Annotated in this window: 13 protein-coding genes and 1 tRNA gene; 5 read left to right on the top strand and 9 right to left on the bottom strand. The window is 61.7% G+C overall.

What is annotated here, in order from left to right; all coding sequences use genetic code 11:
- Positions 1–548 precede the first annotated feature (548 nt).
- Both AD670_RS09390 and AD670_RS09385 read left to right on the top strand, forming a co-directional pair.
- Positions 549–642, top strand: a tRNA-Asn gene (locus AD670_RS09390).
- 221 nt (positions 643–863) lie between these two features.
- On the top strand, positions 864–1322 hold the full coding sequence (locus tag AD670_RS09385) for an Hsp20 family protein (RefSeq protein WP_053130927.1): 459 nt from the start codon (positions 864–866) through the stop codon (positions 1320–1322).
- A gap of 53 nt (positions 1323–1375) precedes the next feature.
- On the opposite strand, the gene AD670_RS09380 is transcribed toward AD670_RS09385, so the two are convergent.
- From AD670_RS09380 to AD670_RS09370, 3 genes are all read right to left on the bottom strand, one after another.
- Positions 1376–2653, bottom strand: a complete 1278-nt coding sequence (locus tag AD670_RS09380) for a cation:dicarboxylate symporter family transporter (RefSeq protein ID WP_053130924.1) — start codon at positions 2651–2653, stop codon at positions 1376–1378.
- 95 nt (positions 2654–2748) lie between these two features.
- A complete protein-coding gene (locus AD670_RS09375) occupies positions 2749–3957 on the bottom strand; it encodes a pyridoxal phosphate-dependent aminotransferase (RefSeq protein WP_053130921.1) in 1209 nt (402 codons plus the stop codon).
- Positions 3958–3968: 11 nt separating this feature from the next.
- A complete protein-coding gene (locus tag AD670_RS09370) occupies positions 3969–4631 on the bottom strand; it encodes an RraA family protein (protein WP_053130918.1) in 663 nt (220 codons plus the stop codon).
- A 122-nt stretch (positions 4632–4753) separates the two neighbouring features.
- On the opposite strand from AD670_RS09370, the gene AD670_RS09365 reads away from it, so the two are divergent.
- Positions 4754–5650, top strand: a complete 897-nt coding sequence (locus AD670_RS09365) for a LysR family transcriptional regulator (RefSeq protein WP_053130915.1) — start codon at positions 4754–4756, stop codon at positions 5648–5650.
- 12 nt (positions 5651–5662) lie between these two features.
- Here the strand turns inward: AD670_RS09365 and AD670_RS09360 are convergent, their stop codons facing one another.
- A complete protein-coding gene (locus AD670_RS09360) occupies positions 5663–6316 on the bottom strand; it encodes a TetR/AcrR family transcriptional regulator (protein WP_053130913.1) in 654 nt (217 codons plus the stop codon).
- Positions 6317–6438: 122 nt separating this feature from the next.
- On the opposite strand from AD670_RS09360, the gene AD670_RS09355 reads away from it, so the two are divergent.
- Complete coding sequence (locus AD670_RS09355) at positions 6439–7656, top strand: MFS transporter (protein WP_053130910.1); 1218 nt, start codon at positions 6439–6441, stop codon at positions 7654–7656.
- 37 nt (positions 7657–7693) lie between these two features.
- Here AD670_RS09355 and AD670_RS09350 read toward each other — a convergent pair whose 3' ends face one another.
- Positions 7694–8755 (bottom strand): SDR family oxidoreductase, encoded by a 1062-nt coding sequence (locus tag AD670_RS09350; protein ID WP_053130907.1) that lies wholly within the window; start codon positions 8753–8755, stop codon positions 7694–7696.
- Between the two features lie 156 nt (positions 8756–8911).
- Between AD670_RS09350 and AD670_RS09345 the strand changes: the two genes are divergently transcribed.
- Positions 8912–9709 (top strand): DNA/RNA non-specific endonuclease, encoded by a 798-nt coding sequence (locus tag AD670_RS09345; RefSeq protein WP_053130905.1) that lies wholly within the window; start codon positions 8912–8914, stop codon positions 9707–9709.
- Positions 9710–9718: 9 nt separating this feature from the next.
- Here AD670_RS09345 and AD670_RS09340 read toward each other — a convergent pair whose 3' ends face one another.
- The 4 genes from AD670_RS09340 to AD670_RS09325 all read right to left on the bottom strand — a co-directional run bounded on the left by AD670_RS09340 (position 9719) and on the right by AD670_RS09325 (position 12409).
- The gene (locus AD670_RS09340) at positions 9719–9898 is read right to left on the bottom strand and encodes a DUF1289 domain-containing protein (protein WP_053130903.1); all 180 of its coding nucleotides are present in this window, start codon (positions 9896–9898) and stop codon (positions 9719–9721) included.
- A 33-nt stretch (positions 9899–9931) separates the two neighbouring features.
- On the bottom strand, positions 9932–10843 hold the full coding sequence (gene dmeF, locus AD670_RS09335) for a CDF family Co(II)/Ni(II) efflux transporter DmeF (RefSeq protein ID WP_053130901.1): 912 nt from the start codon (positions 10841–10843) through the stop codon (positions 9932–9934).
- A complete protein-coding gene (locus AD670_RS09330; protein ID WP_032885919.1) occupies positions 10840–11115 on the bottom strand; it encodes a metal/formaldehyde-sensitive transcriptional repressor in 276 nt (91 codons plus the stop codon). Before AD670_RS09330 ends, dmeF begins: the two co-directional genes overlap by 4 nt.
- Before the next feature lie 76 nt (positions 11116–11191).
- On the bottom strand, positions 11192–12409 hold the full coding sequence (locus AD670_RS09325; RefSeq protein WP_053130899.1) for an MFS transporter: 1218 nt from the start codon (positions 12407–12409) through the stop codon (positions 11192–11194).
- Positions 12410–12801 lie beyond the last annotated feature (392 nt).

Below are 12801 nucleotides of genomic sequence, written 5' to 3'. Positions count from 1 at the left end.
AGTTGTTGGCGTTGATTCCTGATTGCCTCAGATGCCTGATATTTTGCTGACTGGATTATGGGCAGAGGAGAGGATGCCATTTATTTGCTGCTGGATAATTTTGTGCGTGGCGCTCTGGGGTATAAAAGTGGGTGATCGATAACTAACCAACTAAAGATCTATGTTTAAGTTTCAGCTGAGGCCATCAGTAATATGGCTGGTTCTCATGCGTCGGAGTTTGTTGGCGAGAGGGCTGGCTACTTAGGTGAGAAAATAAGGGAACTCTCAGACAGAGAAAGGGGGCACGACTCTATTATCTGGTTTGTCGTTTTAACCTTAGTCTGAACTCTGTTACTGCTCCCCCGTATTGTTACAACCCCCCTCTGAAGTCCGCCATGTAGAGGTCGACGCGGTCAGGCACGCATTGGAGACGGCCCGTTAGCTGACTGCCGCCGCCTCCTTTTCCTACAAGTCATTGCTTTACCACGCTTTGACAACCCAATCCAACCCGACTAACTTTCGTGGCGTGCTGCGTTCATGCGGCTCACGCTATGCAGTAACCCTATCTCTCCACCACGCTCTTCCGTGGCATCGTTTCGACTAACAGCTAGCAAATGACTGTTAATCATTGGGTCCCTGGTTCGAGTCCAGGTCGTGGAGCCAGATAGGGAAAAGCCTGCAGCGATGCAGGCTTTTTTTTGCCTTGGATTTTTCCGGGGTGATCAACGCACAGCATGACTGCCTCTCTTCAAGCAATCACAGCACCAAAAAATTTTTTGCTGGCACCGCTTGAAATTTTTTCCCCTGAACCTACTTAGGTTTTACGCGATGCCGAATACGGGTCGCGTCTCAAATCACTTGGAGAAAACTCAGGAGATTTTGCAATGGCTACTACTCTTTCGTTGGCCCCACTGTTCCGTCATTCCGTCGGCTTTGACCGTTTCAACGACCTTTTTGAATCGGCGCTTCGCAGCGAGGCCGGTACCACCTACCCACCCCACAACGTCGAAAAGCACGGTGAAGATCACTACCGGATCGTCATCGCGGCGGCAGGCCTGGTGGAGGATGACCTGGAGATCCAGGTGGAAAAAGGTGTGTTGACCGTCGCCGGTGGCAAGCGTGAACACAACGAGGGCATCACCTACCTGCATCAAGGCATCGCCCAGCGTGCGTTCCGTTTGTCGTTCCGCCTGGTCGACCACATTGAAGTGCAGGGCGCGCAACTCGCCAACGGGTTGCTGAGCATCGACCTGCTCAGGGTGGTTCCGGAGGAAGCCAAGCCTAAGCGCATTGCGATTGGCGGTGCTGCCAAGGCTGAGGTGAAATCCATCAGCGAGCAGTAAGGCTGAAATGAATAAAGGCGCTCTTCGGAGCGCCTTTATTCGTAGCGTTCACATTACAGCGAGGGAGCATTTCTCCCACTCGACTCATGCCCAGCCTGCACCTCACGCCCCTCCCACTTGGCAATCACCAACGGCGCCAACGCATTGCCCAGCACATTCAGTGCGGTGGTCGGCATCTCCATCAAGCGGTACACCCCAGCGATAAACGCTATGCCTTCCAACGGCAGACCGGCGCTGGCGAGGGTGGCCGAGAGAATCACGAACATGAACCCCGGCACCCCGGCCGCGCCCTTGGAGGTGAGCACCATGGTCACCACCAGCAAGGCCTGATCGCCCAGGCTCAAGTCAATGCCGTACAACTGCGCGACGAACAACGTGCCGATGCCGAGGAACAGTGAGGCGCCGTCGAGGTTGAACGAGTAACCCACCGGCACCACAAAGCTCACCAGTGACGGCGGCACGCCGTAGGTTTCGAGTTTCTTCATCAGTTGCGGCATCACCGCCGCCGAGCTGGCGGTGGAGAAGGCCAGCACCAGTTCATCCTTGATATGGCGCATCAGCGCGAACAGGTTGATCCCGCACACGCGCGCGACCAGGTTGAGCACCACCAGTACAAAGAAGGCGATGGCCACATAGCTGACCATGATCAGCTTGGCCAGCGGCAGCAACGAGCTGAAGCCGAAGTTGGCCACGGTCACGGCGATCATGCCGAATACGCCGATGGGCGAGTAAGCCATGATCATCGAGGTGACCTTGAACATCGCGTCGCTGACGCCGCGCAACAGTGCGATGACCGGGTCCTTGCGCTCGGCGGGCAAGCGCGCCACGCCCAGGCCGAACATCACCGCAAAAAACAGCACCGACAACAGGCTGCCCTGGGCCATCGCGTTGACCACGTTGTCGGGGATGATGCCGACGATGATCTGCCCCAGGCTATGACCGGCGCCGTTGCTGGTGGGCAGGGTGATATTCGCCGCGTGCAGGCTGGACAGTTCAGTGCCGGCACCGGGCTTGAGCAGGTTGCCCATGACCAGGCCGATGATGATCGCCAGGGTGGTGATGCAGAAGAAATAGCTCAGGGATTTGACCCCGATACGGCCCAAGGATTTGCCGTCACCGTGCCCGGCAATACCCACCACCATGCAGGAAAACACGATGGGCACCACGATCATTTTCATCAGCTTGATAAAGATATCGCCCGCCGGTTGCAGGAGATTGTCCACCAGCCACGGCCGGGATTCGGGAAAGCGGTGCAGCAGGGCACCAATGGCGATACCGGCGAGCAAGCCGATCATGATTTGCCAGACCAGCGCGATACGGGGCGTGTGCATGGGAATGCCTCATTTGAGATCAATGATTTTTAAGTTGTTGTTCTAGGCAGTCAAATGGCAGCCGTCCGCTGGCCGCCGGGTGTTGCGGGTGGCCGTCAGCGCAGGTCGTGGCATGCGTCTTTGAGGCGGCGGCATCCTTCTTCGATCACTTCCTGCGAACTCGCAAACGACAGGCGCACATACGGCGACATGCCGTACGCCGCGCCGCTGACCGTGGCCAAGCCGTAGTCGCGCAGCAGGTAGTCCACCAGTTGGGTGTCGCTGTCGAGGCGATCACCTTCGGGGGTGCGCTTACCCATCAGGCCGCTGACGTTGGCGAACACATAGAACGCGCCATCGGGCGGGATGATGCTCAGGCCGGGAATGTCGGCCAGTCGCTCCAGCATCAGTGCGCGGCGTTGCTGGTACTCCTCGCGCATCGCGGCAATAGGTGCTTGGTCGCCGGCAAACGCTGCCACCGCAGCGGCTTGGCTCAATGAGCTCGGGCAGGTAGTGGTCTGCGACAGCAACTTGGCAATGGCCGCGATCAACCACGCCGGTCCGGCACCAAAACCCAGGCGCCATCCGGTCATCGCGTAGCCCTTGGACGCGCCGTTGACGATCAACGTGCGTGGCTTGAGGTCGGGCGCCAGGCGTGTCAGCGGCACATGCCGGGCGTCGCCGTAGACGAAGTGTTCGTAGATCTCGTCGGCCATCACCAGCACATGGGGATGACGACGCAACACCTGCGCCAGGGCCAGCAGCTCGGCTTCGCTGTAGACCGCGCCGCTGGGGTTGTTCGGGCTGTTGAGGATCACCCATTTGGTGCGTGGGGTGATCGCCCCTTCGAGGGCGGCGGGCGACAGCTTGAAACCCAGGCGTTCATCGCCAGGAATGATCACCGGCGTGGCATCGTTGAGCCGCGCAATGTCCGGGTACGACACCCAATACGGCGTGTGCACGATGACTTCATCGCCGCGATTCAAGGTGGCGGCCAGCGCGTGATAAATGATGTGCTTGCCACCGCAGCCGGCGACGACTTCATCGAGGCCATACACCACATCATTATCGCGCTGCAGTTTCAGGCAGATGGCCTGGCGCAGCGCGAGGGTGCCGGTGGTGGCGGTGTAGTGCGTATCACCGCTGTGCATCGCCAGGCTGGCGGCCTCAAGAATATGCGCCGGGGTGTCGAAGTCCGGCTCGCCCACGGTGAAGTTGACGATGTCGCGGCCCTGGGCGCGCAACTCGGTGACCAGGGCGTTGGCGGCAATGCTGGGGGAGGGCGCAATGCCCAGGACGCGGTCCGACAAAAATGCAGTACTCATCTCGGATTCCTTCACACCAGGCCAGCGTTGTTCAGGGCCTTGTCGATCCAGCTCTGGCGCACCGCACCGCTGGCGATTTCGGCCTTGACCGCTTCTTCATGCTCGGCATGTTGCGCGGCGCGGCGCAGCACTTCGGCGGCGTCGGCCTGGGAGAACGCGACCAGGCCGTCTTCATCACCCACAAGCAGGTCGCCGGGGTGGATCACCATGCCGCCGATGGACACCGGCACGTTCACTTCGCCGGGGCCGGTCTTGTACGGGCCGGTATGCACCACAGCGCGGGCGTAGCACGGGGTGTCTTCGAAGCTGGCGACATCGCGAATCGCGCCGTCGATCACAAACCCCACGCAACCACGCTGCTGGGCGTAGAGCTTGACCAGTTCACCGATCACCGCGTTGTTGGTGTCGCCCTGGCCGTCCACCACCAGCACATGGCCGGGTTGCAGCATGCTCATGGCCTTGTAGATCAGCAGGTTGTCGCCGGGACGGGTCTTGACCGTGATCGCCGTGCCCACCAGCTTGCCGCTGCGGTTGTAGCGCGTGAGTCCACGGGCGCCGATATGCCGGCCGAGGTTGTCGCTGATATGCGGCGTGACCACCTGGGCAAACGCCTCGACCAGTTCGGCCGGGGCCATCGGTGCGTTGGGAAGGATGCGTGAACCGGGCAAGGACATGGCAAATCTCCAGAGTTGTTAGATAGCGATGGGCTATGGCCGGATCTTATGAGTGATGATCGAAGAGTTTTAGCGATATTTTATGATGTGATAGCATCGCTTTTTCTCATGAATTGGCCGCCATGATCACCTTCAAGCAAATCGATGCGCTGTACTGGATTGCCGAACTCGGCAGCTTTGAAGCGGCGGCGAACAAGCTGAACATGTCTCAGTCGGCCATTTCCAAACGCATCCAGGAGCTGGAAGACACCTTCGACGTCGAGATTTTCGACCGCAGCAAGCGCAACGCCCGGCTGACGGAGAAGGGCGGTGAGTTGCTCGACTACGCCCGCGACCTGCTCAACAGCCGTGACCAACTGCTCGAACGGGTCAGCGCGCGCGAAGTACTGGTGCGGCGTTTTCGCCTCGGCGTCACCGAACTCACCGCCCTGACCTGGCTGCCGGCGTTGGTGGAAGCGCTGCGCCAGGCCTACCCCAAAGTACAGATCGAGCCGTCGGTGGAGCTGAGCAGCGAACTGTTTCGCAAGCTGGAAAGCGACCAGCTCGACCTGGTGATTGTGCCGGACGTCTACAGCGACCCGCGCTTCCACAGCACCGCGCTGCAATGCGTGGAAAACGCCTGGATCTGCGCGCCAGGGCTGATCCCTCATCCCGACCCTGTAAGCCTGGAAGTGCTGGCCGACTACACCGTGCTGACCCAAGGCTCGCAGTCAGGCACCGGCTTGATCTACGAACGTTGGCTGGCCGCGCACAATGTGCAGATGCCGCGCACGCTGACCAGCCATAACCTGCTGGTGCAGGTGGGGTTGGCGCTGTCGGGGATAGGCGTGAGTTATTTGCCAAAGGCGTGTTTGTCCCACCTGATCGAGCAGGGGGCGTTGCGTGCACTGGTCACGCAGCCGGAACTGCCGAGTATCCAGTATGTGACGTTGCACCGGGTGGACCGCCAATTTGGCTTGAACCAGGACGTGGCGCGCATGGCGCAGGCGTGCTGTGATTTTTCGCGCTTGTTGTTCTAGTCAGCTCGCGGGTTACGGTTTTTTTGCGGCAGCGCTGTGGTGAATGGGCGGTGCAATAGACGCGGCAACATCCCAGCTCAGCAGCAGTTGACTGATCGCCGCGTCGAGGGTCGCATGGGGCACATTGTCCCGCGCCAGTATCGAAACCCCCTGCAAAAAACTGTCAAACACACCCGCCAGCACGGCCGGTTGAGTGTGTTGCGGTAACTGGCCCAATCGAACCGCGCGCTCCACGCACGCCACAATCCCCGCCCGCGTGCGCAGGCGCGACTGGGTCAGCGCATCGGCCACCCGCGCATTTTCCGGGCTGGGCGCACTCATTACGCCCAGCGCGACCATGCAGCCCTTGGGGTGCCCGTCTTCACACTGCATGCGCGCCGATTGGCGCAGCGCGGTTTCGACGGCTTGGCGCGGGGGCAGGCTTTCGTCCCACAGGCATTCGGTGACTTGGGCGTAGGTCGCGAGGTAGCGCTGCACGCACTCGTCGAACAGCGCTTCCTTGGAACCGAACGCCGCATAGAAGCTCGGCGCGGAGATCCCGCCACCCAAGCCCGCCTTGAGTTGTGCCAGGGAAGTGGCGTCGTAGCCATGCTGCCAAAACAGGTGCATGGCCTGTTCCACGGCGTGTTCGCGGTCGAAGGTGCGGGGGCGGCCCATTTGTGCCATGTCAGGTCTCCGGTGGGAAAGCGAGATAAATACTAGTCGATACATAAGTCGTTGACAACGCGCACCGATCGCCTGCAACATTTATATCGATCAGTATCTAAGTCTCGCCCAAGGAGTTTCCCGTGACCCCCTCACTCACTTTATCGGCCGCATCCGAGCGCCTGCCCATCGGCGCGTTGCTCGCCCTGGCCATGACCGGCTTCATCTGCATCGTTACCGAAACCCTGCCCGCCGGCCTGTTGCCGTTGATCAGCGACGGCCTGGCGATTTCGCCGTCGATGGCCGGGCAGATGGTCACCGCGTATGCGCTGGGCTCGGTGCTGGCGGTGATCCCTATGACCATCGCCACCCGTGGCTGGCGTCGGCGCAATGTGCTGCTGCTGACCATCATTGGTTTCCTGCTGTTCAACTCGATCACCGCGTTGTCGTCCCACTATGGCGTGACGCTGGTGGCGCGCTTCTTTGCCGGGGTGGCGGCGGGGTTGGCCTGGAGCCTGCTGGCCGGTTACGCGCGGCGCATGGTCGCGCCCCACCAACAGGGCAAGGCACTCGCGCTGGCGATGGTCGGCACGCCGATTGCGCTGTCGCTGGGTGTGCCGTTGGGCACCTGGCTGGGTGGCCTGGTGGGATGGCGCACCACGTTCGGCCTGATGTCCGCCGTGAGCTTGGTGCTGATCGCCTGGGTGCTGGTGAAAGTCCCGGACTACGCGCCGCAGCCCGCCCATCAACGCCTGTCGCTGCACAAGGTGCTGACCACGCCGGGCGTGCGCCCCGTGCTGGCGGTGGTGATCAGTTGGATGCTGGCGCACAACATTCTGTACACCTACATTGCCCCGTTCGTGGCGCCGGCCGGTTTGGCCGAGCGCGTGGACCTGGTGTTGCTGGTCTTCGGGATCGCTGCGTTGGCGGGGATTTGGATCACGGCCAGGTTGGTCGAGCCGTTATTGCGCAACACCGTACTGGTGAGCCTGGCGATGTTCGCGGCGGTAAGCGTGCTATTCGGCGTGCTGGGGAATGTGCCACTGGTGATCTACCTCGGCGTGGCCGTCTGGGGCCTGAGCTTCGGCGGCGCGGCGACTTTGCTGCAAACCGCCCTGGCGGATGCGGCGGGGGACGGCGCGGATGTGGCGTTGTCGCTGAACGTGGTGGCGTGGAACAGCGCGATTGCTGGCAGCGGCGTGGCAGGCGGTGTGTTGCTGGACCGCTGGGGCGTGGCGGCATTTCCCTGGGCGATGCTGGGGTTGATCGGCGTGGCGTTGTTGATCACTGCGGCGGCGCACGCCCATGGCTTCAAACCGGGGGCGCGCAGTACTGGCAAACCGAACGTTGCCGGCCACTGAAAGAAAAACGGCCGCCAGTGAATAGCGGCCAGTTTCTTCAAGGGATCAACCGCGCTTCACGCAACTGATCGAATACATCAAAAAATGCCTGGTCGCTGGCTTGGTAGGCGGTAAACCCCATCTTCCGGCTCTTGGACATATCGGTGACCACCTCGATCGGACGCCCCAGGTCGGCATCGGTGTGCCAGGGTGAGACCAAGCGGCTGATGTCGGTTTCTTTCAACCCGTGTTTGGCCGCGATCTCGCTCCAGGCCGCCTGATCATCGGCCATCTGGTGCTCAAGCGGCGAGGGTTTGGCCGGGAACTCTGCGGGTACAAGGCCAAAATAATCGGCGATCTGGCCCCACATCCATTTCCATCGAAACACGTCCCCATTGGTGATGTTGAACGCCTGGTTGGCGGCAGCGGGCGTGGTGGCTGCCCATAACTGTTGCTGGGCCAACTGCCGCGCATCGGTCATGTCTGTGAGGCTGTCCCATTGCACGCGGGAGCCTGGGAATACAAACGCACGACCGGTGTGTTTGCAGACACTGGCGTAGACGGCGAGGGTGGTCGCCATGTTCATTGCGTTGCCCACCGCCACGCCGGTGACGGTGTGCGGGCGATGCACGCTCCAGGTGAAGCCGTCCTTTTTTGCGGCGGCGAACACTTCATCTTCCTGGGCGTAGTAGAAGTTCTCGACGTCCAGGCGGCCTTGTTCTTCGCGGAACGGGGTGTGCGGCAGGCTGCCCTTGCCATAGTTTTCGAACGGGCCGAGGTAGTGCTTCAAGCCGGTGACCAAGGCCACATGCTGCACGCTCCCGGCGGGGCGCACGGCGTCCAGCACGTTGCGCACCATGGCGGCGTTGACGCGGATGTTCTCGGCTTCGGTGGCCTGGCGAGACCAGGTGGTGATGAACACATGGGTGGGTTTCAGATCGGCCAGGGCCTGCTGCAGCGATGCCGGGTCCTGCAAGTCGGCGGCGACCGGAATCACCCCCGGCACCTGCGAGGGCTGACGGGACAGGGCTGCAACGTGCCATTGGTGTTCAAGCAGTAACTGGGTGATGGCGCTGCCAACGATGCCGCTGGCGCCCACGACTAATGCGGTCTGGGTCATAGGTTTCTCCCGAGGATGTAGGGTTCTGAGCCCCTGGGTGTAGGAGAGGTTCAACCTTATCCGTGAGTCTCGCGGCACCAAACACACGAATCAGGGTCCATAAGCCCCGCACGAACATTCGCGCTTATCCGTTACCCTCACCATAAGATTTAAAGCATGTACCTACGCACCATCGCAGTCGGGCTGTCGGCCCTTGTTTTGCTTTCTACCGCTGTAGAAGCCCGCAGTCTGGCAAACCCTTACACCCCCACCGAGCAACGCGCCTCATTCGATGGCTGCGCCGATCTCTTCCCTGGCGCTGCGCCGATCAAGACGGCCACCGTCCCGGCGTCGATGAAGCCGCTGGCGCTGTGTTCCGAGACGTTTGCGGTGCTCTACTCACAAACCAGCAAGACCCCACTGGTGGTGGTCGAACGCCTGAACACCAGGCAGTTGAAAAATGCCAAAGGCGAGGAGCGCACCAACCAGTTCTACGCCGACCCACGCATTCCCAAAAGTGGCCGTGCGGAGCTGAGTGACTACCGCAGCCAGCACCCGGCCATGGACCGTGGCCACCAGGCTCCGGCCGCCGACGCACCCAACGCGCGTGCCATGGCCCAATCCTTCTCGCTGTCGAACATGGTGCCCCAAGACCCCACCAACAACCGCAAGATCTGGAGCAAGGTCGAGGCCGACGTACGCAAGTTCGCGGTGCGCGCGGGCGGTGACGTGTATGTGTTCACCGGGCCGCTGTTTGATCCAGGCTACAGCACCATCGGCGACAACAAGGTCTGGGTGCCGACGCGCCTGTTCAAGCTGGTGTACGACGCCTCCAGCCAACGCGCCTGGGCCTACGTGCTGCCCAACGCCGAAACGCGCATCCAGAAGCCGATGGACTACGAGACCTTTGTGAAAAGCACAGGGCTCAAATTGCTGGGCAATCTGCCGGTGTCGGGGTCGGTAGGGCGCTCCTGATCAAGCGGCTTACTTGGCTTTTTTCAATGCCTTCAAGCGTTGGGTTGCGCGTTGCACGGCGGCCATTTTCTCGGGGCGCTTCATGCGTTTCCACTTGCGGATTTCGTCCTTGCTGCGGCCACAGCTGACGCACAGGTCGCCGCTGAGCTGGCAGGTGGAGACGCAGGGGTTTTCGATGTCTTTAGCCAAGAGGTCACCTGGAAATGGGGTAAAGGGGCGCACTCACGCCGAACGAAACTCAATGGTGAGGTGGCTCACTTCATGTACTGGCTTGAGGCGCTCGCGAATGCTGTCTGCATCCGTTGTCGGCTGGCCGACCACGCTCACAATCGCCGCGTGGGCGTCGGGGCCCACGCGCCATACGTGCAGGTCGGTAATCCTGGCGTCGCCGGGGTGTTCGACCAACTCGCGAATCTCGGCGGCGACATGCTCATCGGTTTGATCCAGCAGTACGGCGGCGGTTGCGCCCATCAGGCTCCAGGCCCAGCGCGCAATCACGATGGCGCCGACGATACCGATCACCGGGTCCAGCCATACCCAGCCCAGGTAACGGCCGGCCAGCAGCGCGGCGATGGCCAGCACGGAGGTCAGCGCATCGGCGAGCACATGCACGTAGGCGGACTTCAGGTTGTTGTCGTTGCCGTGGTGATGATGTTCGTCGTCGTGGTCATGCCCGTGGCTATGGCCGTGTCCCAGCAAGAGCGCACTGACGATGTTCACCACCAGGCCCACGATGGCAATCAGGGTCGCGGTACCGAACTGCACCTCGGTGGGTTCCAGCAGGCGGATCACCGACTCGACGCCAATGCCCAGGGCCACCAGCGCCAGGATCAGCGCCGACGCGAAGCCACCCAGGTCGCCCACTTTGCCGGTGCCGAAGCTGTAGCGCGGGCTGCGCGCGTGGCGTTTGGCGTAGGCATAGGCTGCGGCGGCAATGCCCAAGGCACCGGCATGGGTGGCCATATGAAAACCGTCGGCCAGCAGGGCCATGGAGCCGGTCAGGTAACCGGCGGCAATTTCCGCCACCATCATCACCACCGTCAGCATCACCACCCACAGGGTGCGCCTGGCGTTCTCTTCGTGGGCCGCGCCGAGGAACACATGGTCGTGGGCGTGGTTTGTCATGAGCGTCATTTGGCGTAACGCCGGATGGCTTCCAGCAGTTCTTCGACACCCTTGTTGCGTTCTTCCTCGCTGAGGGAGGGGTCTGCCACGTGCGCCCTGGCGTGTTCTTCGATGATCTCTTCCATCAAGCCGTTGATGGCGCCGCGCGTAGCGGCCACCAGGTGCAGGGTCTTGGCGCAGTCAGCGTCCGACTCCAGGGCTTTTTCCACTGCCTGAATCTGCCCGGCGATGCGTTTTACCCGTTTTATCAGGCTGTCTTTGTTGGCTGCGATATGGCTCACGGTATACCCCCCCTACCTATAGTGGGGCGGATGGTGTCATACCCCACCCCCCTATACAAGGTGGCTGATGCGAGGGTTACTTGGGCCGATCCAACCGATGCCGCAGGGTGTAGATCGCCACCCCCACTGCCAGGATGCCCGACAACGCGCCGACCCCCAGCGCCCAGCGCGGGCCCAGGTGGTCAGCGATCCAACCGACGATAGGCGCACCGATCGGTGTGCCACCCAGGGCCACGCCCACGCGCAGAGCGATCACCCGGCCGCGCATGGCGGGTTCGGTGGTGAGTTGCATCAGGCTGTTGGTGGTGTTGCTGAAGGTCATGGCACCGACGCCGATGATCACCAGCGCGACGGCGAATAACCAATAGTTCGGCGCCAGGGCTGCCAGCGTGCAGCCAATCCCGAAGATCGCCGCACCGTTGAGCAACGACCTGAACTGCGGCCGCTCGCGTCCGGCGGCCAGCAGGGCACCGGCAATGGTGCCGATGGCCAGCGTCGATGAAAGCAGGCCAAAGGCGCGCGCATCGGTATGGAACGCAGTCACCGCCATGGTCGAGATAAAAATCGGGAAGTTCATGCCGAAGGTGCCGATCAGAAACAACATCAGCAGGATCGCCTTCAAGTCCGGCCGCGCCCACACATAGCGCAGGCCCTCGGTCAGGCTGCCCTTGGTACGCGGTGCCCGCACCTTGGCGTGCTGGCCCGACACCCGCAGGAAAAACAGCGAAACCAGCACCGCAAAGAAACTGCTGCCATTGAGCAGGAATGCCCAGCCGGTACCGACCGAGGCGATGGTCAGGCCCGCCACGGCCGGGCCGATCATGCGCGCCATATTGAACGAGGTGGAATTGAGCGCGATGGCGTTGGACAAATCCTTCTCGGCCACCAACTCCGCGACGAAAATCTGCCGCACCGGCGCATCGAACGCCGACGCGCAGCCGGACAAAAACGCGAACACATACACGTGCCACAGCTCGACAAACCCGGTGATGGTGAACACCCCGAGCGTCAGCGCCAGCAGACCCATGAGCGCCTGGGTGACGATCAGCAACTTGCGCTGGTCGTAGTGGTCGGCGGCAAAGCCGGTCCACGGCAGCAACAGCAACTGCGGCCCGAACTGCAACGACATGACGATGCCAACCGCCGCAGCGTTGTGCGGGGTCAACTGAGTCAGCACCAGCCAGTCCTGGGCGGTGCGCTGCATCCAGGTGCCGACATTAGAGACCAACGCCCCTGCGGCCCAGATGCGGTAGTTGGGGCTGCGCAGGGAGCGGAAGGTGCCGAGGAAACTCATAGCGGTATTCGTGGCTCCTCAAACAGATCGTGATGATTTGGCGCGACCGGCGCAGTGCTCAGCCACAGTGACGATCAATGTGGGAGTTGTCGAGCCCTGGCGAGGCTGCGATGGCGGCGGCATTGCCAACTTCTATGGTGCCTGACACACCGCTATCGCAGCCTCGCTGAAGCTCGACAGCTCCTACAGGGGATCGGTTGTGGTTGTTGGGTTTCGGTTCGCAAGGCTGTTGCGGCGGATGCAGCCTCCAGCAGCAATGAAGATCAAATGTGGGAGGTGGCGCTGTTGCGTAGTAAACGGGGACCCCTGTGGCGAGCGGGCTTGTCCCGCGTTGGGGTGCGAAGCGCCCCTTAGGAAGACAAATGCGGTGTATCAGGCACGCCTCTGCGCCG

Source organism: Pseudomonas sp. MIACH (genome assembly GCF_001269925.1).
Classification (GTDB): domain Bacteria; phylum Pseudomonadota; class Gammaproteobacteria; order Pseudomonadales; family Pseudomonadaceae; genus Aquipseudomonas.
This window is presented reverse-complemented; position numbering and strand designations above follow the sequence as displayed.

Bases quoted from the DNA above. Each gene is read 5' to 3' on its own strand.
- AD670_RS09385 (WP_053130927.1), top strand. From the start codon at position 864: ATGGCTACTACTCTTTCGTTGGCCCCACTGTTCCGTCATTCCGTCGGC.
- AD670_RS09380 (WP_053130924.1), bottom strand. From the start codon at position 2,653: ATGCACACGCCCCGTATCGCGCTGGTCTGGCAAATCATGATCGGCTTG.
- AD670_RS09375 (WP_053130921.1), bottom strand. From the start codon at position 3,957: ATGAGTACTGCATTTTTGTCGGACCGCGTCCTGGGCATTGCGCCCTCC.
- AD670_RS09370 (WP_053130918.1), bottom strand. From the start codon at position 4,631: ATGTCCTTGCCCGGTTCACGCATCCTTCCCAACGCACCGATGGCCCCG.
- AD670_RS09365 (WP_053130915.1), top strand. From the start codon at position 4,754: ATGATCACCTTCAAGCAAATCGATGCGCTGTACTGGATTGCCGAACTC.
- AD670_RS09360 (WP_053130913.1), bottom strand. From the start codon at position 6,316: ATGGCACAAATGGGCCGCCCCCGCACCTTCGACCGCGAACACGCCGTG.
- AD670_RS09350 (WP_053130907.1), bottom strand. From the start codon at position 8,755: ATGACCCAGACCGCATTAGTCGTGGGCGCCAGCGGCATCGTTGGCAGC.
- AD670_RS09345 (WP_053130905.1), top strand. From the start codon at position 8,912: ATGTACCTACGCACCATCGCAGTCGGGCTGTCGGCCCTTGTTTTGCTT.
- dmeF (WP_053130901.1), bottom strand. From the start codon at position 10,843: ATGACGCTCATGACAAACCACGCCCACGACCATGTGTTCCTCGGCGCG.
- AD670_RS09325 (WP_053130899.1), bottom strand. From the start codon at position 12,409: ATGAGTTTCCTCGGCACCTTCCGCTCCCTGCGCAGCCCCAACTACCGC.